Source organism: Adhaeribacter swui (genome assembly GCF_014217805.1).
Classification (GTDB): domain Bacteria; phylum Bacteroidota; class Bacteroidia; order Cytophagales; family Hymenobacteraceae; genus Adhaeribacter; species Adhaeribacter swui.
Genome location: NZ_CP055156.1, coordinates 4,200,246 through 4,221,770, shown reverse-complemented (window position 1 = coordinate 4,221,770; position 21,525 = coordinate 4,200,246). Strand labels below are relative to the sequence as shown.

At 41.0% G+C, this 21,525-nt stretch carries 22 protein-coding genes; 16 read left to right on the top strand and 6 right to left on the bottom strand.

The features are described from left to right. The first annotated feature begins 41 nt into the window (after nucleotides 1-41). The 4 genes from HUW51_RS24880 (at nucleotide 42) to HUW51_RS17765 (ending at nucleotide 4,423) form a co-directional block, all read left to right on the top strand. Nucleotides 42-410: a cupin domain-containing protein gene (locus tag HUW51_RS24880; protein WP_317175608.1), complete on the top strand. Its 369-nt coding sequence runs from the start codon at nucleotides 42-44 to the stop codon at nucleotides 408-410. Between the two features lie 102 nt (nucleotides 411-512). Beyond that, a complete protein-coding gene (locus HUW51_RS24875) occupies nucleotides 513-908 on the top strand; it encodes a helix-turn-helix domain-containing protein (protein ID WP_317175607.1) in 396 nt (131 codons plus the stop codon). 93 nt (nucleotides 909-1,001) lie between these two features. Further along, complete coding sequence (locus HUW51_RS17770; RefSeq protein WP_185270965.1) at nucleotides 1,002-2,633, top strand: alpha/beta fold hydrolase; 1,632 nt, start codon at nucleotides 1,002-1,004, stop codon at nucleotides 2,631-2,633. A 323-nt stretch (nucleotides 2,634-2,956) separates the two neighbouring features. Next, nucleotides 2,957-4,423 (top strand): M28 family peptidase, encoded by a 1,467-nt coding sequence (locus tag HUW51_RS17765; RefSeq protein WP_185270964.1) that lies wholly within the window; start codon nucleotides 2,957-2,959, stop codon nucleotides 4,421-4,423. A 192-nt stretch (nucleotides 4,424-4,615) separates the two neighbouring features. Here the strand turns inward: HUW51_RS17765 and HUW51_RS17760 are convergent, their stop codons facing one another. Then, entirely contained in the window at nucleotides 4,616-5,041 is a 426-nt protein-coding gene (locus HUW51_RS17760) for a VOC family protein (protein ID WP_185270963.1), read from the bottom strand. 524 nt (nucleotides 5,042-5,565) lie between these two features. Between HUW51_RS17760 and HUW51_RS17755 the strand changes: the two genes are divergently transcribed. Continuing rightward, nucleotides 5,566-5,970: a hypothetical protein gene (locus HUW51_RS17755; protein ID WP_185270962.1), complete on the top strand. Its 405-nt coding sequence runs from the start codon at nucleotides 5,566-5,568 to the stop codon at nucleotides 5,968-5,970. A 75-nt stretch (nucleotides 5,971-6,045) separates the two neighbouring features. Here the strand turns inward: HUW51_RS17755 and HUW51_RS17750 are convergent, their stop codons facing one another. Continuing rightward, nucleotides 6,046-7,557, bottom strand: a complete 1,512-nt coding sequence (locus HUW51_RS17750) for an alpha/beta hydrolase-fold protein (RefSeq protein WP_185270961.1) — start codon at nucleotides 7,555-7,557, stop codon at nucleotides 6,046-6,048. A 95-nt stretch (nucleotides 7,558-7,652) separates the two neighbouring features. Between HUW51_RS17750 and HUW51_RS24945 the strand changes: the two genes are divergently transcribed. From HUW51_RS24945 to HUW51_RS17730, 4 genes are all read left to right on the top strand, one after another. Beyond that, nucleotides 7,653-7,904 carry an IS1/IS1595 family N-terminal zinc-binding domain-containing protein gene (locus tag HUW51_RS24945; protein WP_185270960.1) on the top strand — a complete coding sequence of 84 codons (252 nt, stop codon included), beginning with the start codon at nucleotides 7,653-7,655 and terminating at the stop codon, nucleotides 7,902-7,904. Continuing rightward, the gene (locus HUW51_RS17740) at nucleotides 7,894-8,031 is read left to right on the top strand and encodes a hypothetical protein (protein WP_185270959.1); all 138 of its coding nucleotides are present in this window, start codon (nucleotides 7,894-7,896) and stop codon (nucleotides 8,029-8,031) included. Before HUW51_RS24945 ends, HUW51_RS17740 begins: the two co-directional genes overlap by 11 nt. A gap of 214 nt (nucleotides 8,032-8,245) precedes the next feature. Then, nucleotides 8,246-9,124: a LytR/AlgR family response regulator transcription factor gene (locus HUW51_RS17735; RefSeq protein ID WP_185270958.1), complete on the top strand. Its 879-nt coding sequence runs from the start codon at nucleotides 8,246-8,248 to the stop codon at nucleotides 9,122-9,124. 114 nt (nucleotides 9,125-9,238) lie between these two features. Then, the gene (locus tag HUW51_RS17730; protein WP_185270957.1) at nucleotides 9,239-10,930 is read left to right on the top strand and encodes a serine hydrolase domain-containing protein; all 1,692 of its coding nucleotides are present in this window, start codon (nucleotides 9,239-9,241) and stop codon (nucleotides 10,928-10,930) included. 139 nt (nucleotides 10,931-11,069) lie between these two features. On the opposite strand, the gene HUW51_RS17725 is transcribed toward HUW51_RS17730, so the two are convergent. Beyond that, a complete protein-coding gene (locus tag HUW51_RS17725; RefSeq protein ID WP_185270956.1) occupies nucleotides 11,070-11,525 on the bottom strand; it encodes a RidA family protein in 456 nt (151 codons plus the stop codon). Between the two features lie 790 nt (nucleotides 11,526-12,315). Here HUW51_RS17725 and HUW51_RS17720 point away from each other — a divergent pair. The 5 genes from HUW51_RS17720 to HUW51_RS17700 all read left to right on the top strand — a co-directional run bounded on the left by HUW51_RS17720 (nucleotide 12,316) and on the right by HUW51_RS17700 (nucleotide 17,529). Next, entirely contained in the window at nucleotides 12,316-13,350 is a 1,035-nt protein-coding gene (locus tag HUW51_RS17720; RefSeq protein ID WP_185270955.1) for a hypothetical protein, read from the top strand. Nucleotides 13,351-13,555: 205 nt separating this feature from the next. After that, complete coding sequence (locus HUW51_RS17715) at nucleotides 13,556-15,292, top strand: M14 family metallopeptidase (protein WP_185270954.1); 1,737 nt, start codon at nucleotides 13,556-13,558, stop codon at nucleotides 15,290-15,292. 167 nt (nucleotides 15,293-15,459) lie between these two features. Next, entirely contained in the window at nucleotides 15,460-15,771 is a 312-nt protein-coding gene (locus HUW51_RS17710; protein WP_185270953.1) for a DUF1330 domain-containing protein, read from the top strand. A gap of 91 nt (nucleotides 15,772-15,862) precedes the next feature. Continuing rightward, nucleotides 15,863-16,762 carry an ABC transporter ATP-binding protein gene (locus HUW51_RS17705; RefSeq protein WP_185270952.1) on the top strand — a complete coding sequence of 300 codons (900 nt, stop codon included), beginning with the start codon at nucleotides 15,863-15,865 and terminating at the stop codon, nucleotides 16,760-16,762. Continuing rightward, nucleotides 16,759-17,529, top strand: coding sequence for an ABC transporter permease subunit (locus tag HUW51_RS17700; protein WP_185270951.1), 771 nt, complete (start codon nucleotides 16,759-16,761; stop codon nucleotides 17,527-17,529). The genes HUW51_RS17705 and HUW51_RS17700 overlap by 4 nt, the downstream gene beginning before the upstream one ends. A 175-nt stretch (nucleotides 17,530-17,704) precedes the next feature. Here the strand turns inward: HUW51_RS17700 and HUW51_RS17695 are convergent, their stop codons facing one another. After that, complete coding sequence (locus tag HUW51_RS17695) at nucleotides 17,705-17,947, bottom strand: hypothetical protein (protein WP_185270950.1); 243 nt, start codon at nucleotides 17,945-17,947, stop codon at nucleotides 17,705-17,707. Nucleotides 17,948-18,291: 344 nt separating this feature from the next. Next, nucleotides 18,292-18,729 carry a hypothetical protein gene (locus HUW51_RS17690; protein WP_185270949.1) on the bottom strand — a complete coding sequence of 146 codons (438 nt, stop codon included), beginning with the start codon at nucleotides 18,727-18,729 and terminating at the stop codon, nucleotides 18,292-18,294. Nucleotides 18,730-19,299: 570 nt separating this feature from the next. Between HUW51_RS17690 and HUW51_RS17685 the strand changes: the two genes are divergently transcribed. Further along, nucleotides 19,300-20,304, top strand: coding sequence for an NAD(P)/FAD-dependent oxidoreductase (locus HUW51_RS17685; RefSeq protein ID WP_185270948.1), 1,005 nt, complete (start codon nucleotides 19,300-19,302; stop codon nucleotides 20,302-20,304). A gap of 14 nt (nucleotides 20,305-20,318) precedes the next feature. After that, nucleotides 20,319-20,639 (top strand): 2Fe-2S iron-sulfur cluster-binding protein, encoded by a 321-nt coding sequence (locus HUW51_RS17680; RefSeq protein ID WP_185270947.1) that lies wholly within the window; start codon nucleotides 20,319-20,321, stop codon nucleotides 20,637-20,639. A gap of 100 nt (nucleotides 20,640-20,739) precedes the next feature. On the opposite strand, the gene HUW51_RS17675 is transcribed toward HUW51_RS17680, so the two are convergent. Next, nucleotides 20,740-21,405 (bottom strand): helix-turn-helix transcriptional regulator, encoded by a 666-nt coding sequence (locus HUW51_RS17675; protein WP_185270946.1) that lies wholly within the window; start codon nucleotides 21,403-21,405, stop codon nucleotides 20,740-20,742. Between the last annotated feature and the right edge of the window lie 120 nt (nucleotides 21,406-21,525).

Below are 21,525 nucleotides of genomic sequence, written 5' to 3'. Positions count from 1 at the left end.
CAGAGTCTAACATAAAGCAAATTAAAAGTATATCGCAACTTGTGCGGGAAGTAGGACTTCCTTCACCTTTGCATACATTGATCGCATTGGTGGATTACAATAATGTTTCGATCGAAAACTTTCCGAAGGGACAAAAAGTATGTATTGATTTTTATAAAATTGGCTTTAAGCCTACATTCAAAGGGCAAATAAAATACGGACAAGGATATTACGATTTTGAAGAAGGCGGATTAGCATTTTTGAAGCCTAAACAAATCGTTTTTCCTCCGGATGATCCAGAAAACTATGAAGGCTTTGCTTTGTTTTTTCACCCTGACTTTATACGAAATTATCCATTAGGAACCGCGATAAATCAATATGGTTTTTTTTCTTACAATGTTAACGAAGCCTTGTTTTTATCAGCAAAATAAAAAGAGATCATAGCCCATTTATTTGTTTCAATAGCTAATGAATTAGCTAGCAATATTGACAGTTTCAGCCAAGATGTTTTAGTATCACAATTAGAATTATTATTGAATTACAGCAATCGTTTTTATAATCGACAATTCATTACAAGAAAAGCTGTCAATAACGACATTATCACTTTATTGGACAAACTTCTAAACAATTATTTTGAAGAGGAAAACAGTCTTAAAAACGGCCTACCATCGGTAAAGTATATCAGTACGGAATTAAAATTATCACAACGTTATCTGAGTGATATGTTGCAATCCTTGACAGGACTTAATACGCAACAGTACATTCAGAACGCAATCTTAGAAAAAGCCAAAGAAAAACTATCAACAACAAACCTTTCCGTAAGTGAAATCGCTTATAATTTAGGTTTTGAACATTCACAATCGTTCAGCAAACTTTTTAAGACAAAGACAAATGTCTCTCCTTTAGAGTTCAGGCAGTCGTTTAAGTAAAAAAATGACAAAAAAGCGGAGGACTAAAGCCAGTTCAGGAACCCCATACAACTTTTATGGAGAAAAAAGCATCTACCTATTTAAAGCCTGAATATGTTTAAAATCTTATGTTTGGTTATTTCTCTAATAACATTCCATACTTATGCCCAAACTTCCATTACCGGTATAATTACTAATAACCACAACGAACCTATCCCCTATTGTTCTATCGGTATTAAAGGCGTAAAGGTTGGTGCAATGTCGGATGCCAATGGGAACTACCATTTAGTGATTCCGGATGAAATTAATCAACCAATCATTTTCAGTGCTATTGGTTATGTCAATACAAGTAAAAGTAAAGATGAATTACTAACAAGCTCTAATGTTATATTGGAATACAACCCCATCTTACTTAAAACAGTGGTTATCAAGCCAAAAAAGATGAAAGAAAAAATAATTGGCCAAAAAACAAGGCCAATGGTTACTTTCTCTAAAATGTTTGACCAAAATGTTCCAACAATTGAACAAGGAAACATTTTTAATATTTATCCAGAAACAGAATTAAAATCTTATAGTTTCTTTATTATTCCAAGTTCTAGATTTGAAGAAATCACTTTAAAACTGAATATTTATAGCATTAAAGAAAATATTCCAGAAAAATTATTGCTTTCCGAAAACATTATCTATAAAACAAACAGTACCGGATGGCAAAAAATAGATTTAACCCAATACAAATTAGTTTATAACGATTTAAAGCAGATAGCGCTAACGCTACAGCTCGTAGATCATAAACCTTTAGAAAATTCTGATTTTATATTTGGTATTTCTGCTAAGAAATCCATTTCAGATAATTTGTTATTCCGTTATCAAAATCAAGGGAATTGGGAGAAAAGTAAAGGCGTTTTCATTGCCAACTTAGATATTTCCTATGTTAAAAAGAATAAAATAATGGAACCAAGTGAAAAAGAAAACGATGACCAACTTCAAAATGATGCTGACACGCAATCAGTAATCAACTATTATATAAATAGCGAAAACGCTAACCAAACAAATTACGGGAAAGATAAAAGTGGGAAGTTTATAAATATAGGCGATGCCGAAATTTATTATGAAAGTTATGGTACAGGCGAACCACTGGTTTTACTCCATGGGAATAATGGATCGATTTCCGAATTCTATAAATTAATTCCGGAATTAGCTAAACATTTCCAGGTAATTGCTCTGGATACCCGGGGACAAGGCAAAAGCCCCGATTTAACCACTTCTGATTATACCTACGAATTATTTGCCAACGATTTGCTGCAAGTAATACAGCATCTTGATTTAGGGAAAGTAAATTTAGTAGGTTGGAGTGATGGTGGAATTACAGGATTAATTTTTAACGCAGCACATCCTGAAAAAGTAAATAAATTAATAACAATAGGCGCAAATTTAAGTCCGGATGGCATTGATGATGGTCTGATTGCTACTTTTAAAGAGCAACTAGCCGAACAACAAGGAAATTCGCGACTGATAAAACTTATGTTAAATCACCCCCACATCACGCCTAATCAACTCAAAAAAATACAAAGCCCGGTTTTGGTACTTGCCGGAAGCGACGACGTTATTAAGGAAGCGCATACGAAGCTAATCCATCAATCTATTAAAGATGCTAAACTCGAAATAATTTCAAACGCTACCCATTACATCCCATTTGAGCAGCCCGACCAACTGAATAAATTAATTATTGATTTTCTACAGAAATGAGGCTAATTACCAGAATTGGTATCTAATAGAAACTAGTTGAATCTGGTAGAATTCCTGGAAACTATTTTGATATAGTTTTCTAATTGGCTATTGAATCAGCACTGGCTGATTTATTTGGCTCCTTGCAGGTTACTTCAAGAGCTGAAATTGATAAAGTATTTTCCATTACACCAGAAGGCCGGCATTTACCCACCATCCACCCTTATAAGGCAGCTTCGCCACCGCATAGCCCTGCCCGGTACATTAACTTTATAAAATGCAGCCACGCTTTTTAGCAGTTATTTCTATCTTTATGCCGGCTTACCAAATTAGTTTACTACTTCATGCTTTACAAATTTAAAATTTTAGCTCTTTCTCTTTTGCTTCCGTTACCGGTTGCCGCACAGGAAAACCCCGCTTGGGAAAAAGTTTTTAATCGCATTAACACTGAGGTACAACAAAACTCCAAAGCGTATAGCACTTTACAACAAGCTTCAACTACCATTGGCCACCGCTTAACCGGCTCCGAAAACGGAAAAAAGGCCGAAGAATATGCTTATAATTTACTAAAGTCGTATGGCTATGAAACGGTGCATTACCAACCCTTTGAAGTAGAAAGCTGGCGCCGGGGTCAGTTACGGGTACGGGTAGGTACCGATGCCAACCATTTGCAGGAAATTAAATCGGTGTCGTTGGCGCATTCGCCGGTAAAAGCCGACCTTACCGCAGAAGTAGTGGATATGGGCAACGGCCTGGAAGCAGATTACCAGGCTCGTCCGGGAGCAGTTACCGGCAAAATTGCTTTGGTTTATTTAGGAGTTCTGCCAGGATCGGCACCGGGAACGGGCACTTTGCACCGCTCCGAAAAAACCGCAATAGCTACCAAGTACGGCGCCAGTGGTATCATCATTATTAATACCGTTGCTGGTGGCACTTTACTTACCGGCACCGCTTCGGTTACCGGCAAACTCATAACCATACCAGCGGTATGCATTGGCAAAGAAGACGGGCTGAAACTAAAAGATCAACTAAGCTCCGGCCCCCTGGTTTCTACAATTAACATGACCAATTTTTCCGGGGTAATTAAAGCCCGCAATGTAATTGCTACGTTGCCCGGTACGTCTTTTAAAAAAGAGAAAATTGTAGTGGGCGGCCACCTGGATACCTGGGATTTAGCCAGCGGTGCTATTGATAACGGCATTGGCTCTTTTTCGGTGATGGATATGGCGCGAACTTTTAAAATTTTAAAATTACAACCCAAACGAACAATAGAATTTGTGCTGTTTATGGGCGAAGAAGAAGGTTTGCTGGGCTCCAAAGCTTATGTAGCCGAAGCGTTAAAAGATAAATCGATTAACAACATTGCCTTTATGCTGAACTACGACATGACCAACGATCCCAAAGGTTACCATACTACCAGTGAAGCTTGTAAACCTTTATTCCAGTCAATCGGGAATATAGCCAGTAAAATCGATACAACTTTTAAAAATACCTTTAGCAGCCGGGCGGGCCTGCACAGCGATCATCAGCCGTTTATGCTGCACGGTTTACCCACAGGCGGTTCTTTCGGCGGCAAACTTCCCAAGGGAGGCGGCGATTGTTACCACGCCGATTGCGATGGTTTTGATTTGGTAGAGGAAAGCGGCCTGAAAAACACGGTTCGTTTCAGCAGCATGCTGGTTTATGGTTTAGCCGATGCCCCCAAAATACCCACGAAACGCTTAACTGACGCAGAAACCAAAGCTTTTTTAATCGCTAATAAATTACAGGAGCCTTTAAAAATTGCCAGCGATTGGCGCTGGGCAGATTAAAAGCGCCGAACATAAAATTATTATTTTTAAATTTTTAAGGTTCCATCATTTTTCATGAAGCTTTTTCGGAATAGCTGATTTATACTAAAAACCTGTTTCTACTTCTATTATTTAGCATGCCCCATATACATAAAGCCAAACCGCAGCATAGTGGTTTGGCTTTATTTTTCTAAACTTAAGTAAAACGGTTTTCTACAGGGGTTCCCAGAGTTCAATCTTATTGCCCTCAGAGTCCATGATGTGAATAAATTTACCGTATTCGTATGTTTCCATTTCATCCAGAATAGTTACCCCGTTTTCTTTTAGCTTTGTAATAAGTCCTTCTAAATTCTGAACCCGGTAGTTTATCATAAAGTCTTTCTTGGATGGTACAAAATAAGTACTTCCTGTTTTAAAGGGAGTCCATTGGAGTTGATTGATTTCGTCGGGGGTATTTATATTTCTGGATTCAAAGGTGCTCCCCCACTCATTTACCTCCAAACCTAAATTAGTAGCGTACCATTTTTTAATTTCCTGAGGGCTATCCGAGAAAAAGAAAATTCCTCCAATGCCCGTTACCTTTGGAATAGTAATATCTGCGATGGGTGTATTATCCCTGTTGTTTATTGGTTCTTCCATTGCATTTATTTCTATTGCTTGAATTAAGGCAGGTAAAAACTCGCTTATTGAATAATTGCGGAAATACACCGTCTCTATATTCTATTTAAGTTATTCGGTCAATACTAAAAAGTGACAAATAAAAATCAGGAGCAAAATGGCCCGTTTTAAAATAATTCTTCAGAAGAAAAGCAGCGCCAAACGGAGTAATAAAATTACTTTTCTGGGGCGAGAAGTATATTTATTTAAAACCGTTTTAAGTTAAAAAATTTCTCTTTTGGAAAAGGTCAAATTTTTAAAAATTTACATTTTTCTCTGGTACATACGGATATACGGTTTTAGACTAACTAGTACCTTTTAGCCATCCGGCGACAATAAATTCAGTACAATTTATTTTCTTTATTCTACATCGTAATCAATGAATTAGCCGTAGTAAAGCCATTGTAGTACCTCAAATTTTGCTTTGCCAATAAGGGCAACAGTAAAGTTTACCTTGGAATGATTTTAGGTTTGCGAGCAGGTAATTTTAGCCAGGAAATAAGAAAATGAAAATAAACAAGATACGGTTAAGCCTGTGGGCTATTTGCTTGTTGTTAATGGTAAGCAGTACCGCCTGCAAAACTGGTTCTACTGCAAGTAGCAACAACACATCCAACACCGATCGCAGGAATTTACCGCCCGAGCGCGTAGATATCCGGGGAAGCATTATTAACCGGCATTACAGCCAAGGCCAGGTTATGCTGGAGGTAGAAGGCATCGTTTCGCAGAATACCCGCTATAACCGGGCTTTTGTACTGGTATTGCCCACCAGCCAGATTACAGACTTGAACGGCAGCACCATAAGCCTAAGCGAACTGCAAATCGGGCAAAATGTAGCTGTTTTGCTACGCGCCGGCGGTAAAGGCAACTTAGTAGGCATGGGCGTAGCGCGCAAAATGTGGGTAGAGTAAATACTTAACTTGCTTCCGGGATTATATTATGTTGGTTGATTAAGAGCGAAGCAAATTTTTAAAAAATTGCTCCTATTAGCCGGCTCCTTGCGATTTAGGAATAACAGCTTCCTGCGTAGAGTGTACGCCTTTCACTTTTAATTGGCGACGGTATACTTTATCGGTAGTTTTTACAAACAAGAAATCGGGCGTTTCCTGATCGAACCACAGTGCAATTGGCTGGCCACTGGGCAAAGGCAAAATAGCCCGTACCCGGCCATTCTGGTCACAAACCTGGATGCCTAACTCGGTAGCCACGTACAAATTACCAAGCTCATCAAAGGCCATACTGCTTATTTCCCGATTATCTTCGTTGCCCGGATTGTGTAACCAATACAGCTTTTGTTTATTAGCTAAGGTTCCGTTGGGCTCTACGGTATAGTTATACAACCAGCTCGAATGTTTGATACTGGCAATCAATTGTTTTTTATCCGGTGAAATAGCAATGGCATTGCCTAAATTTTGGTCTTGATCCACTACTCTCGTTTTATTTTTGGTACGGTAATTTATTTTTCCTTTTTCCAAAGTATAACGTGTTCCGTTGGGCAACGCAATTACGTTGTTGGGGTCTTTGGATATAGGCTTATTTAACGTACTCTCTTGCCACGTTTGGGTGGAGTCCAGGATGGTTTGGAGCATGTTATTCGCGGACCAGCCACTTTTTACGGGAGTGGGCCAGGCTTTCCATAACCAGCGCATGGCATCGGCGAAAATAGCGGTAGCCTGTTTGGTTTCGTGGCCTCCCTCCTGCCAGGTATGGGTTACCTCGTAACCGGCAAAATTTAAGGCAGCTTCCATGTTTAAGTTCGAATGGTACCAGTTGCCAAACAACGGATTCCAGGTATCGTTTTTATTATCCTGCAAATATACGCGCAAAGGTTTAGGCTCGGTTTTCCGGGCCAAAATCGGATATTGGTCGCCGCCGCGCATGCCAATGTACGTACCAATGGCGCTAAAAACCCGGCTATATAAATCTGGCCGTTGCCAGGCGGCAGTAAATGCACAAATGGCCCCGCTGCTGGCGCCCGCAATAGCCCGGTCGTTTGCCACTGCTGAAATTCGGATTGGCCGCCCATCCGAAGCTTTTTGTTTTTGTACATCCGGCAAAATTTCTTCTTCTATAAACCGGGCAAAACGGTCGTTCATGTTATCAAACTCGTTGGTACGATTGTACCGGATAACCGTACCATCTTTGGCTTTAATCGTGCCCGCTTGAATAAAAACCCCAATAGTTACGGGCATTTCTTTTTTGCTGATTAAATAATCAAATACGGTGGGCGCGTTAAACAAAACCCCATCCAGACAAACAAATAAACAGGCCGGCTTTTCCGGAGTATAGGCCTTGGGAATGTAAACCCAGTAGGTGCGGCTGGTGCCCGGGTACAGTTTCGATTGGTTAAATTCAAAAGACAGTACTTCACCGGGCGGCACCTCGGCCGACGCATGCTGGGCCGGTTCGTATGGATAACTTTTATTAGCCATATCCTGTGCCCAACCCATTACCTTAAAGCTGAAAATTAAAAAAATTAAAAAAAGCAATCGCCGCATTGTAAATGAAGGTAAACAGGTTATGTCGAAATTTGGTAGAGGATAAAAAAGTATGATAAAATAAATAAAGGCAGTAAAAAGCTTAATGAGATGGAATGCGCGAGAGTCTCCTCAAGCTAAACTGTCCTTACTGTCAGAGCAGCAAGGTAGTTAAAAACGGAAAGAAAAAGAACGGTTCCCAGAACCAACGCTGCCGGAATTGCCAGGAGCAGTGTCGGGCAAGTTATTGTTATAAAGGAGCGAACTTAGCCCTAAAACTGTTACTATTTCGGCTTTTGGAGCAGAATAGTAGCATCCGGGATATTGAAGTCATTACATGGAATCAGCCAAAAATGTATGCTGGATAACTTATGCCGGCCGGGAAATGGCATGTGGATGCAAACAATCGCCCAACTTTATAAATCCGTACTGATTAAGGAAGTGTGGAGTTTTGAGGGCAAACGCATGAAAGGGAAATACGGGTTGTTGTTTTAATCAAAAATTATTTAACATAATAAATAAAATATCCCTTTATACCAAGTAGCATGAGCCCGATTTATGGAAAGACGCTAAACTATCCCGTTGTTCAGCGGGTGAAGTAGTCCGGCGAAAAACAAAAAAATGAATGCCACTCTTTTACCCGATTGATTATCTGTATTTTTTAAAAATTAGCAAAACCGGTTAAATTGCAGTACTAATTATAACGGAAATGCCTGATACTACAGTTGGTCGGCCCCGGCCCGTATACCGCGATACCTGGGTAAAAATAATTGGTATTCCGGCTATAACGGGTTTTGCTTATTACCTCACCTACGATCATGTAGAATTTAACGGCTGGTTTATTTACGAAATCTTCAGCGATGCCCTTAAGATTTTCCTGGTCTGGCAGGTAGTTTTTTATCTAATCACCACCCTCGACAAAGTACTGCCCTGGCCGCAGCAATTAATAAAACGGTTGTTGGTGCAAACTCTGGTTACCGCTATCGGCGGAATTATGGCTCTTAGTATTCTGGTTTTCCTGGATTACGCGTTTATCCGGCCTTACCAGATTAACCATTACTGGAGCCTGGACGTGGTAATTGCCCTTATTTTTATTTTGTTTATTAATGGCATTTACGCGGCTTTGTATTTTTACGATTCGTACGTAACCAGCGTAGCCGAAAAAGCAAACCTGGAGCAAAGCCTGGAGATTAAGGTAGAACAAATAAAGGAAGAATTAAAGGCCGAAGACTTTTTTACATCAGCCCGCGAACAGCTACTGGTAAAAGTAGGCCGCAAAGAAATTCTGGTACCTTACCCCGATATAACCTGCCTTTACTCCGAAGCGAAAGAAACGTATGTACTTACCCACGACAACAAAACCTACTTGCTGGATTTATCCCTGGACCGCCTCGCGGAACAACTACCCGACAGTAGATTTTTCCGGGCCAACCGTAAGTGTATTATCACCCCGGAATTAATTCGCAGTATTACCACCGAAACGCACGGTAAACTTACTGTGCATCTTCAACCCAAACCGCAACTACCCGCTACCTTAAGCATTAGCCGCGACAAAGCCCCGGCGTTTCGGCGGTGGCTGAAACGTTAAATCAGCAATTCGTCGCTTTATTTTGGGTGTTTCGGTAACAAAACCGGCTTTTTAGACGCTACCGGGCCTTTGGTGCCTTTAGATTTGCCCCGGCATTTCAGACTAATCAGCACCATGAAACCTCAACAATTATTCGTCTTTTCCTTACTCCTCCTCGTTGTTATTTCACCCATCCGGGTAAAGGCCCAAGGCTTACCAGAGCCCATTGTTTTGCACATTAACCATCTATTTCGTACCTGGAACAATTCTAAAACGCCTGGTGCGGCCATCGCCATAATCAAATATGGGCAAGTCATTTATCAGCAAGCCTATGGCATGGCTCACGTGGCACATCAGGAAAAACTTACGCCCGATCATACTTTTTGGGTAGCCTCTATGGCCAAGCAATTTACTGCCCTAAGCGTTGCCTTATTAGCCGAAGAAGGCAAGCTGAGTTTAAACGATGATATCCGGAAATATTTACCGCAACTCCCGGACTTAGGCGATACCGTGCGCATCCGGCATTTAATCCATCATACCAGCGGTTTGCACGACGGGTTTACTTTAATCGGACTCACTTTTAAAGGCGAAAAGCATTATACAAATCAAGAAGTAATAGCGGCTATGGCTCAGCAAAAAAGCTTAAACTTTAAGCCCGGCACCCGCTACGAATACCTGAACAGCGGTTACGTGTTGCTAGCCGAAATTGTAGCCCAAGTCAGCAAAAAAAGCTTTGCCCAATATACCCAAGCCGCCATTTTCCGGCCACTCGGCATGACGTACACGCAGTTTGCCGGAAATTTTAAAAATTCTGTTCCGCAGTTGGCTACGGGCTACGGAGTGAATTATAAAGATGGAAAAGTTACATACCGGCCCCAGCATTTTAAAGGCAACACCGTAGGATCGAGCGGTTTGTTTACTACCTTATCGGACCTGACGAAGTGGGACGCCAACTTATACCACAACCAACTCGGGAAAGGCAACCCGGCTTTAATCAAGCAACTTTTAACCCCCGATACCTTAAACAACGGCACCCCCAATCCTTATGGTTTTGGGTTAGAAGTAGGCACGTACCAGGGATATCAGGCAACCAGCCACAGCGGCGCCGACCCCGGTTATAAGGCCGAAATGGTGCGCTTCCCGGACCAGCGTTTAACTTTAATCTGCCTGGCCAACACTGAAGATCAATATAGTCTAACTCCCAAACTTCTAAACCTAGGCGCTCGCATTATTCAGGGTAAAGTAACCGAAAATAAACCAGCAGAAATTAACAAAACAGAAAACTTATCCCGGCTTACCGGCTATTATTTAAATCCGGAAAATCACTCGGATTTAAGCCTTATCACAGAAAAGCAAGGCAAACTATTTGCCGCCACTTCGCTCCAGGGCTACCAGGCGCCTTTGGTGCAAACTGCGCCTGGTCAGTTCCAAAACGACGGTTTGCTGGAATACGCTATTTATTTCCGGAAAACCGATGCGGGCGAAGTAGCCGGTATGGTATTGAAAAACCTGCGGGAGAACGAAGTGTTTCTGCAAAAAGTAAAACTAATTACCTTAAATCCAGAAAATTTAAAAAAATACGCTAGCCGCTATTATTCTCCCGAGCTAAATAAAACGTACCGCTTAACAGTAAAAAAAGGCAAATTAGGACTTAAAATTTACGGGATCATCCACGTGCCTTTTCAACCACTGGAAGGTAACCAGTTTCTGGCTGATTTAATTGGGAATAATTGCTTTATTTTTCAATCAGACACGGCAGGCAACATTACCGGTTTTTCCTTTAACCGTAACGGAGTAACAAACCTTACCTTCACGCGCCACCTTTGAAACTTGAATTTAACAGCCAAATTTCAGGTAGTTGGATAAAAAGAAAATTTAAAAAATTGTTAATTTTTAAAATTTCACCCCGGCAATCACCAGCCGGGGTTTTCTCATTTTATTAGGAAAAGCGTTACTCCAGTAAGTTTTAAATTACGGTAAACGTTGCCGTTAAACCCACACAAAAATTCCGCGACAATTTAGCTACGCCAAAAATCGCCCGGCTATGTGTGCCTTTATCGCCCAGCACCTGCACAAATAAATCCGAAGCGCCATTTACTACCGCGGGAGCCTGGTCAAAATCTGTTTCGGCCTGGTAATAAGCATCAAAATGGTTTAAACCTAAAACCTTATCAAACCCGATATATTGGTTTATCTGAGCCAACACATTTAATGCGCAAAGCTGCATGGCTTTATACCCTTCTTCCGTCGAAATTTCGCTGCCCAGTTTGCCCCGGTAAAGCACTTCGCCGTTTTTAAACGGAAACTGAATGGCCAGGTAAGCAATTTCCCCCCGGATATTTACCGAAACATAGTTGCCCCCAGGCTTAGGCGGCTCCGGCAACTGCAAACCCAGTTCTGCTAATTTTTCGTGAATGTTCATGCGGGTTATTTTTTATAATTCAGACGTGGTAAATTATCGGCAAATAACATCATTTACCAGCTTCTTTAAGTTTTACCCAAAGTATTTTGGCGAAAAAACCGGTACAGGAGGTGAAGACACAACCTTTAACGGCATTCAGCAGCGCTATTTAAAATGCCACCCATTTTTAACTCGATTCTCTCGCACTTCTGTTATGTAAGAAAGTAAATTTTTAAAATTTACTTTTTGCAGAATCTTAAAACTAAAGCTATAAGTCACATTTTCACGAAACAGGAATAGTTACTCATACTTTTACTTTGCTATCCCGAAAAGCCGGTTCTGCCATATTTTAAAATTTTAAAAATAGCTGGCCAGAAAATGTATTAAATAATCAAAGGACGCTAATGCCCTTAAGGTAATTAAAAAAGGGGTCGCTGTATTCAAGATTAAATCCGAAAATCAAATTTTTTAAAAATTGCCCGGCACCTTGTTCTTCCACTGCAATTAAAAAGGCTAGCTCATTAAATTTCCAGTTATAACCAACCCTCCGGAACGTTGTTCAACACTAATAAACCTTCGCTACTTACCAGCCAAGTAGATTGCAAAATCAAGTCTAAAATACAACTAAATAATTTAGCAAAACATTTAATTTACTACTAAATTATTTATCATCATTATAAATAAAAAAATTTTTATACGAGCAATTACAACAATAATAATTAATTGATATTCAGATAATTAAATTTTAAAAAAAGCAGCAAAATTTAACACTTTTTGCAACTAAACCGGATGTACTTTTTGTTAGTAAATTATGAAAAAGCTAACGGACGAAAACGTAATTCCTTTATTTTCGGAAGAGCCCAAAAGGCCCGATGAAGTATGGCGCAAATCCATCCCAGCCCAGGTTTTTCTGAATTATTTTTTTGCTATTAACTACCACATCCAGCATACCGATGATGCCTTTGGTTTACAGCATTTAAGTTTCTTCCGGGAGCACCGCGCCAAGCTCACCGAAAAGGACTTAGTTGCAATTACCAAACTCCTGCATAGTTGCTGGAGCACCGAATATGCCTTGCGCGCTACGGCTGAACTAGGCAACGACGATTACCTCCGGAATGCTTTGCACTGGACATTTCCGCAGGCGTATTATACCGTATTTGCAGGCTTGCAGGCTTTTTTGTATACCCTGGATGTAAAAACCAACAATGCTACGGTGCTGCGGCGCGAAGCGGGTCGTTTGGTGGTGAAAAACGCTTACCCCAGAGCCATTGGTTATTATGCCGCCGGTCCGTATTACGATTTCAGCGTGCATCGTTTGCCTCTGGCCGGTTCTAAACCTAGCTTGCACATTCCCGAAAAAGGCATTGAGGTGCAGGCCCAGATTGGTCAGTTTTTACGTACCACCCGTAAATTAAAGGCCATAACTACGCGGCAACAAGTGCAGAGTAACCCTAGTACGGCTATCCGCAGTTCCAAAACCGGTTTAGTACTGGATAAGTGGGGCGCTCCGCATTGGGACCAGATTACCTGGCGTTTGGGGTATACCACTATATTTGATTTGCTCAGTCGGTTGCGTATTTCGTCGAGCAACAAAGAAATCGACCGGTTTGTGGAAGCCGATATTGATTTTAAATTATTCCACGAATCGCTGCTGAATATTGTGAGTTATTTAAACGCGGTGCACGAAAGCTACGTAGCCCAGGCCATAGGTATTGAGAAGTACCAGGAAATAGTGGCTACCTTACCGGCGCACTTGCAACACAGCTTTGTACAAGACCGGCTGCACGCTAAAGTGGCGCCGCTTTTCCCCGGAAGTGGCCATCTGCAAATGGGCGCTGCCGCTTAAGTTTTTATTATCTCCTACTCCATATACCAAATGCACCGGCCCCCAGAGTCGGTGCATTTTTACTTTATAAATAAGGCTAATTTTTTAAATTTTTGCATTTTACCCACTGCTTACTATTCGGGCCAAATCTGAAGCAGTAACTTTTTCTTTTCCCCGCTGATTATCCGTAACATTGCATACCAATCTGGATGGATTTTATAGCAGCATGATTTTAACTTTACTTTCCCTTTTATTACAAATTACTCCTCTTTCTAACGCAGGCAATTGGCTTACCCCTTACGAAAAAAGCCTTGGCACCAAAACCGCTACCTATTCCGAGTGCATCCGGTATTACCAACAACTGGATAATGCCTACGATGAATTTAAAATGGAAGAATACGGGTCCACCGATTCGGGTAAACCCTTGCATTTAGCGGTATTGTCGTTGGATAAAGATTTCAACCCGATTTCGGTGCGCCGGAAAAACAAACGGATAATATTAATTCAGAATGGCATTCACCCGGGCGAGCCCGAAGGCATTGATGCCAGTATGATGCTGGCCCGCGATTACCTGCAAAAAAAAGAACTGCGAGCTTATTTAAAAGACGTGGTTGTGTTGTTTATTCCCATTTACAACGTTGACGGCTCTTTAAACCGGAACCGCCACAGCCGCGCCAACCAGGACGGTCCAGAATCATACGGCTTTCGGGGTAATGCCCGAAATTTAGACTTAAACCGCGATTACATTAAAAATACGTCGCGTAATGCACAATCTTTTACGGTACTTTTCCGGGAATGGCAACCCGATGTTTTTGTGGATACCCACACCTCCAACGGCGCTGATTACCAACACACCATGACTTTGATTGCCACGCAAAAAGATAAACTGCAAGCTCCTTTACGCGATTACCTGACTACGCAATTATTACCGCAGTTGTACGGGCAAATGCAAAAACGCCAATGGCCCATGAGCCCCTACGTTGACAGTAAAGGCGAATCGCCGGATACCGGTTTAGTAGGTTTTTTAGAAACCCCTCGTTACTCTACTGGTTACACTGCTTTGTTTAACACCATCGGCTTTATCACCGAAACCCACATGTTAAAGCCATTCCCAAATCGGGTACAGGCGCAGTACGCTTTTTTAGATATTTTAATCCGGATTGTGCAGCAAGACGCCGGTAAAATTGCCGCTGCCCGTAAAAAAGCCGACCAGGATGTATTGTTGCAAAAGCAATTTGCTATTTCCTGGCAGCTAGATACTACCGCTGTGGATACCATTACTTTTCTGGGCTACGCAGCCAAACACAAACCCAGCGAAGTAAGCGGTTTAAGCCGTTTATACTACGATCGCAACACCCCTTTCAGCAAAAAAATCAACTACTACAACACCTTCCGACCCGAAACTACCATAACCAAGCCCATCGCGTATGTGGTACCGCAGGCCTGGGAAGAAGTAATTGACCGCTTACGTTTAAACCACGTAAAAATGCGGACTTTGCGCCGCGATACCAGCTTTACCGCCGAAGTGTATTACATTGCTGATTATAAAACCAGTTCCCGGCCCTACGAAGGACATTATCTCCATTCGGGAGTACAAGTGCGTACCGAAAAACAAAAGCTGCACTACTTCGCTGGCGATTACCTGATCCTGACGAACCAACCCGCCAGCCGTTTTCTCGTGGAAACCCTGGAACCCCAGGCTACCGATTCTTACTTTAACTGGGGCTTTTTTGATGAAATTTTACAACAAAAAGAATATTTCTCTAGCTACGTTTTTGAAGATATTGCCGCTCAATTGCTCCGGGAAAATCAAAATTTAAAAAAACAATTGCAGGATTACCTCGCCAGCAACCCGGAAGCTGCTAAAAACGGGCAAGCCCAACTCGACTTTATTTACCGCCATTCTCCGTACTACGAAAAGTCGCATTTACGCTACCCTATTACCCGCATTGGGGAGAAATAAGGTGAATAAAAGATTTTATTTAAAACTTTATGCTATTCGTTTTTATTGGTTTTCAATTAAAAAAATACCCGACTTATATTAAAATTAAAAAATAAAATACCGAAATAGAACTGGCCAGGAATTCAGGAACTCTATTATCTAAATTTTAAATTTTAAAAATTTGCAATATGGAAACGGAGAAACTGTATCTTACTTTACTGGTATATGTTCGGAAAGGAGAAGAAGAAACTTTTTTAAAATACGAAGATCAGGTGTTACCACTCTTGCCCCAATATTACGGTGAGTTAGTGTATCGAATCCGGCCGGATAAAAGTAATTTTGTGCATGCTACGGACGAGCTTCCTTACGAAATTCACCTACTAACCTTTCCTACGACCCAGGATTTTGAAAATTTCCGGCAAGACCCGGAGCGGCTCAAACATCAACCTTTATTTACTAAATCGGTTCGAAAAGTTTTGTTATTGCCTGGTCAAAGCTAAGAATTGCCCATATAAATTAATAATCAAAACTTTTACTTTGTTCCGCTTACTCTATAAATTCAGTAATCTATAACGGCTTAATTAAAAACATTTGGCACCCGTCCTGCAAATAAATAATTTATCAAAAAAATATGGCTCAGTACTGGCCTTAAACCAGGTAAGCTTAACCGTGGAGGCCAGCAGCGTTTATGGGTTATTGGGCCCGAATGGCAGCGGCAAAACCACTACCTTGGGCATTGTGCTGGATGTATTACATGCTACCTCGGGTACTTTCACGTGGTTCGGCGAAAAAATCAGCCACTCTACCAAACGCCGCATTGGCGCCATTCTGGAAACTCCTAATTTTTATCCTTACTTATCGGCGTACCAGAACCTGCAAATTACCGCGGATATTAAAAACGTGTCGCATCAAGTTATACCCGCCGTGCTCGATAGGGTCGGATTATTAAACCGCAAAGATTCGGCGTTTAAAGGATTTTCATTAGGCATGAAACAACGTTTAGCTTTAGCCGCGGCCTTATTAAATAACCCGGACGTACTGGTGCTAGACGAACCTACCAACGGCCTGGACCCGCAAGGCATTGCCGAAGTGCGGGAGTTAATTAAACAAATTGCCGGCGAAGGTAAAACCATAATTATGGCCAGCCATTTACTTGACGAGGTAGAAAAAGTATGTACCCACGTGGCCGTGCTGCAAACCGGTATACTGCGGGCATCTGGTTCGGTAAGTTCCATTCTGGCGAAAGACGATCAGGTTATTATCAGCCTACCCGGTGACCAGCAAGCAGCATTGGCTTTGTTGCCGCAACTACCAGTAACTCTCGTAAAAACCGAGCCGCATCAGTTAACTTTAACTTTACAACCCGGTTTTACGAGCTCCGATTTAAATCAGGCTTTTTTTGCGCAAGGTTTGGTATTAAGCCAAATCACCGTTAAAAAGAAAAGTCTGGAGTCGCAATTTCTACAAATTACCAACTACCCTGCTCCATGAATTTGCTTTTAATTGAACTGCGTAAATTAGTACCATATCACACTTTCTGGTCAATTTTATTAATTTTTACCGGGTTGTTTTTGCTATTTGCTTACCTGGGCAGCAAGGTAGAGATTAACGGTCAGGCGGCTGGGCCTACGTTGTATAACTTCCCCGACATTTGGTTGAAGTTAGCCTACATTGCCAGTTATTTTAATTTATTATGGGGTGTGCTTTTGATAATTCTGGCTACCGACGAATACAGTTTCCGGACCTTGCGTCAGCAGGTAATTGATGGTTGGTTTAAGCGCGATGTGGTACTCGCTAAGTTTACTGTAATCTTATTATTGGCGGCATTTGGCACGTGCGTATTGCTCGGAACTGGCTTGTTTTTTGGCTTAACTTATTCTCCAGATGTAACAACGGCTAAAGTATTACAAGATATCCGGCACTTGTTGTTTTACTTTGTGCAAGCTATCGGCTACATGAGTTTGGCCTTGTTCTTCGGGTTTTTGATCCGGAAAAACGGGTTAGCCATTATTGCTTTTTTGGTGTACGCTAAAATTTTAGAACCGCTCATTCATCTGCGCTTTCCCGACCAGGTAGATCAGTACTTCCCGATGAAAGTATTATCCAGCTTAACCCCTCTGCCGGGCCGCGATGTACTCGAATCGTTTACCGGCCCCAGCTTAGCCCTTACGCCAACTGCTGCTTTGTTGCCCGCCATTGCTTACATTGCCTTGTTTATTTTTCTCACTTATCTTCTTCTTAGATTTCGCGATTTGTAAAATTTTAAATTAGCACATAATAACAAGACACATATATTAAAAACCGGTTTAATAATTCTTCAATAATATCACAATCAGCATTTTATCAAATTTACGAGGCGCGTTAGATAAACTTATTTAAACAAAAAAAGTACACCTTTAGGTGTACTTTCTGGTATATCAAATTTTTAAAAAATTATTCTGTAGCGCCTGTATTTTCAGCGTTTTTGCTTTTTCTACCCCGGTAACCACCACGTTTTTTAATAGTTAGCTTGCCGTCTTTAGCTTTAGCCACCAAAGTTTCTAATTCTTCTAAGCCCTTCTTTTGCTGCTCTACATAACGCTCCAGGCTAGTAGTTAAAGCTCCTAAAAGTTCTTTGTTTTGTTGCGCTTCCTGTAAGGTTTGCACAATCTCGGTAATGTTAGCTTCTTTTGCCATTAGGTAAATTTTATGAGTTAGTTAATACATGAAGTGGCGAATATATTTAATTTAATTATATAATTCTAAACTATTGTTAAGTACTTCATTTAAACCAGAGTTATTGCCTTCAAAAATGTTCTTTGAATACGGTTAAACTTATTTTAAAAATTTACAAAAAATCAAAAAAACCGGTTGATTAGGTTTTGATCCAACTTAATCAACCGGTTTTAAAAATTCTATAAAAGGCAAAATTTAGATTTAAAATAAGATTGCTGTAGAAAACCGCATTATTAATAAAGGCAGAAACTTATTTAAAAATCAAACCACGTATAGAAATGAAAAATTTTAAAATTTATTTCTTCTTAATTCGCATCAAACCACGCTTGCCACGGAATACGGCTAAGTACCAGCAAAAGTCCAATACCGTAGAAAATAACCAAATTCTTGAATCGGGCATTGTCGGTTCTTAGGCGTTTTGCCCGGGAGTAACCAACCGTTATTAAAATAACGGCAATTACCATAGTAAGCGGATGCTCCAGAATATATAAGCGCGAAGTAGCATCTTTCATAGCCGCTCCGGATGCGTTTGGCGCTCCTAAAGGCGAAACAAAATACAATATTACCCCAATTACCCATTGCAAATGCACAGGAATTAAGCCGAGCAAAGAACGTTTCCGGTCTTTATCTTGAAAGCGACGATTTTGCAGCCAACCCAGCAAAGAATTACCTAAACTGATTAACAATCCCAGTAAAACCAGGTAGGCTAAATAAGAATGTAAATGTTGTAATCCGGTGTACATTTATTTTTTAATTTTTAAGATTTTACCAATTGCCCGAATGGGCTTTTTTAAAATTCAGTTCAATATTACTTAATTTTTAGAGAAAACGAATGCCGGACTGTAATTAGCTTTTCTACCATAATTTTAATTTTATTCAAGCGGCACTCTGTTTTAGGCACGCATCAAACCAGAAAACGGCCATAGGATGTAAGTTATTCCGGCAAGAATTAGATTTCTTCATTTGCATTTTTTAAAATTAATTTGGCTCAAAATAATTATTTTTAATTGAATTTATCTTGTTTCATTAGCCAAAGCTGTTACTTTTGCAAATAAAACAAGTACCTGCTTGTAAAATTAAGAATGAAGAATTTTTTAATAATTTCTTTTCTTCAAACTAACAACTGCTGTTGTTGTAGCTAAATACCCGAAGGTCGGTAGCTACGCATCCTCTGTTGACTTTCAACTATCCTCGCCCGTAAAAGGCTCTCTTTTCTAAATCTTTAATTCTTTAAAATTGTTATTGTCTTTGATACGCAAAGGCAAGTTTGTGCTGCTTTTCTTTTTTTTATAATTTTATATAATTCTTTAAACATGATAACTACTGATATATGCATTATTGGTGCCGGGCCCGTAGGGCTGTTTGCTGTTTTTGAAGCCGGTTTATTAAAAATGCGTTGCCATTTAATAGATGCTTTGCCCCAGGTGGGCGGTCAATTATCGGAGATCTATCCGCAGAAACCTATTTATGATATTCCGGGTTTTCCGGCCATTAACGCCCAGGACTTAGTAAATAACTTACTGGACCAGATTAACCCTTTCCATCCTACTTTTACCTTGGGCGAACGGGTAGAAAAACTGGAACGCCAGGAAGATGGCTCTTACCTGGTAACCTCCAACGAAAACACCGAAATTCATTGCCAGGTAGTGGTAATTGCCGCCGGTTTAGGTTCTTTTGAGCCCCGCAAACCTGCCGTGGAGCGCCTCGAAGATTTTGAAGGCAAAGGGGTAGCGTACATGGTTAAAAACCCGGAATTGTTCCGCGATAAGCGCATTGTGTTAGCCGGTGGCGGCGACTCGGCCCTGGATTGGACTTTGTTTTTATCCGAAATAGCCAAAGAAGTAACGCTAATCCATAGGGGCGAAACGTTCCGGGGAGCGCCCGATTCGGCGGAAAAAGTATTTGCCAAAGCCGAACAAGGCCAGATTAACTTAATTTTAAATGCTAATGTATCGGCTTTAAACGGTAACGGCCACTTAAAAGAAATTGCGGTAGTGCAAAAAGATAAAAGCGTTACAAACCTCGACGTAGATTACTTTATTCCGCTCTTTGGTTTAACGCCTAAACTTGGACCCATCGCCGACTGGAATTTAGCCATCGATAAATCGGCTATTGAGGTAAATACCAAAGATTTTATGACCAACGTAGAACGCATTTACGCCATCGGTGACATTAACACCTATCCGGGCAAGTTAAAGTTAATTTTGTGCGGTTTCCATGAGGCAGCATTAATGGCACAAAGCGCTTTTAAATACGTATTCCCGGAACAAAAATTAAGTTTTAAATACACTACTGTAAACGGTATTCACGCTTTATAATTTTTTAAATTTTTATGATTAACCTCACCATTATCGACCGGGATGGCAGCCGCCAGGATTTAGAGATTCCGGAAGGTATTAACTTATCCTTGATGGAAGTTTTGAAAGCCTCGGAGTACGATATTCTGGCGACGTGCGGTGGCATGGGCATTTGTGCTACCTGCCACGTAGAAGTGCTGGAAGCTCCGGAAACTTTGCCTCCCGTAAACGATACCGAACTAGATATGCTGGATACCTTGCCCGAAGCCGGCCCTAACAGTCGTTTATCGTGCCAGTTGCGGGTGAACGAAACCCTGGAAGGCGCAATTTTTAAAATTATGGGCGAATCGAACTAACTCGTTGGAGCAGCAACGTTTTTAATATAAAGCAAAAAGCCAAAGTTGTACTTTGGCTTTTTGCTTTACCCTGGCTAACCAGGTTAATGAATTTAATTTGTTAGTGTAATACGGTAATACGGTAAGCACATCGGCGGGCGCCTTCCAGAATATGTTCTACCCGTTGCACATTTACTGCCGGGCCAAGTACTTGTTTTAATATTTTCAGTTCTGATTGGCAAATTGCCGGACTGGCATTTGCCGCTGCGCAAATAGGGCAATGATTTTCTACTAACAAAAATCCCAGATCGTCTTTGGCCCAGTCGGCTAAGTAACCCTCTTGCTGGCGAATGGTGGCAAACCGGGCAATTTTTTCTTCTAAAGTATGGCAGGATTTTAATTCTTCGGCGTACCGCAGCAAAATATCTTCGCCTCTCTTATCTATTATTTGCTCCAGAATAGCATCGCCTAGTTCGTTTTTAATGGTATTAAGTAGTTGTGTCGATAGCTCGCCGTGCGCATTAGGAAAACGAGCATTGCCAACAGCTGTTAAACTCCAATTTAAGGTTGGCCGGCCTACTCCCCTGGATTCGGAGGTAGCTTGTACTAAACCCTCTTCGGCTAATTTTAATAAGTGCAAGCGGGCGCCTTCGCCGGTAATGCCCAATATTTTTGCCAGATTTCCAGCAGTTTGGGCACCCTGGGTTTTTAAAACCATCACGATCCGGTCAGTGGCCGATTGCGAACTTATAAAACTATTCTCCAAGGAATAACTTGCTTTATTCATTATTGTAATAACTTTGCCTTTTAATAGAGTAAGGCGCTGTAAAAATGCAAATATAGTTTTTTAGGCCAGGTTGTTCGTTATTTAACCTTTATAAAGCTAAAACAAGAAAATAGGAGAAAG

Excerpts from the sequence above, each read along its gene's own strand:
- HUW51_RS17685 (WP_185270948.1), top strand. The coding sequence starts at position 19,300 with ATGATAACTACTGATATATGCATTATTGGTGCCGGGCCCGTAGGGCTG.
- HUW51_RS17690 (WP_185270949.1), bottom strand. The coding sequence starts at position 18,729 with ATGTACACCGGATTACAACATTTACATTCTTATTTAGCCTACCTGGTT.
- HUW51_RS17675 (WP_185270946.1), bottom strand. The coding sequence starts at position 21,405 with ATGAATAAAGCAAGTTATTCCTTGGAGAATAGTTTTATAAGTTCGCAA.
- HUW51_RS24945 (WP_185270960.1), top strand. The coding sequence starts at position 7,653 with ATGCGCGAGAGTCTCCTCAAGCTAAACTGTCCTTACTGTCAGAGCAGC.
- HUW51_RS17760 (WP_185270963.1), bottom strand. The coding sequence starts at position 5,041 with ATGGAAGAACCAATAAACAACAGGGATAATACACCCATCGCAGATATT.
- HUW51_RS17765 (WP_185270964.1), top strand. The coding sequence starts at position 2,957 with ATGCTTTACAAATTTAAAATTTTAGCTCTTTCTCTTTTGCTTCCGTTA.
- HUW51_RS17720 (WP_185270955.1), top strand. The coding sequence starts at position 12,316 with ATGAAAAAGCTAACGGACGAAAACGTAATTCCTTTATTTTCGGAAGAG.
- HUW51_RS17735 (WP_185270958.1), top strand. The coding sequence starts at position 8,246 with ATGCCTGATACTACAGTTGGTCGGCCCCGGCCCGTATACCGCGATACC.
- HUW51_RS17680 (WP_185270947.1), top strand. The coding sequence starts at position 20,319 with ATGATTAACCTCACCATTATCGACCGGGATGGCAGCCGCCAGGATTTA.
- HUW51_RS17770 (WP_185270965.1), top strand. The coding sequence starts at position 1,002 with ATGTTTAAAATCTTATGTTTGGTTATTTCTCTAATAACATTCCATACT.
- HUW51_RS17695 (WP_185270950.1), bottom strand. The coding sequence starts at position 17,947 with ATGGCAAAAGAAGCTAACATTACCGAGATTGTGCAAACCTTACAGGAA.
- HUW51_RS17710 (WP_185270953.1), top strand. The coding sequence starts at position 15,460 with ATGGAAACGGAGAAACTGTATCTTACTTTACTGGTATATGTTCGGAAA.
- HUW51_RS17740 (WP_185270959.1), top strand. The coding sequence starts at position 7,894 with ATGCTGGATAACTTATGCCGGCCGGGAAATGGCATGTGGATGCAAACA.
- HUW51_RS17725 (WP_185270956.1), bottom strand. The coding sequence starts at position 11,525 with ATGAACATTCACGAAAAATTAGCAGAACTGGGTTTGCAGTTGCCGGAG.
- HUW51_RS17755 (WP_185270962.1), top strand. The coding sequence starts at position 5,566 with ATGAAAATAAACAAGATACGGTTAAGCCTGTGGGCTATTTGCTTGTTG.
- HUW51_RS17715 (WP_185270954.1), top strand. The coding sequence starts at position 13,556 with ATGATTTTAACTTTACTTTCCCTTTTATTACAAATTACTCCTCTTTCT.
- HUW51_RS17730 (WP_185270957.1), top strand. The coding sequence starts at position 9,239 with ATGAAACCTCAACAATTATTCGTCTTTTCCTTACTCCTCCTCGTTGTT.
- HUW51_RS17750 (WP_185270961.1), bottom strand. The coding sequence starts at position 7,557 with ATGCGGCGATTGCTTTTTTTAATTTTTTTAATTTTCAGCTTTAAGGTA.
- HUW51_RS17700 (WP_185270951.1), top strand. The coding sequence starts at position 16,759 with ATGAATTTGCTTTTAATTGAACTGCGTAAATTAGTACCATATCACACT.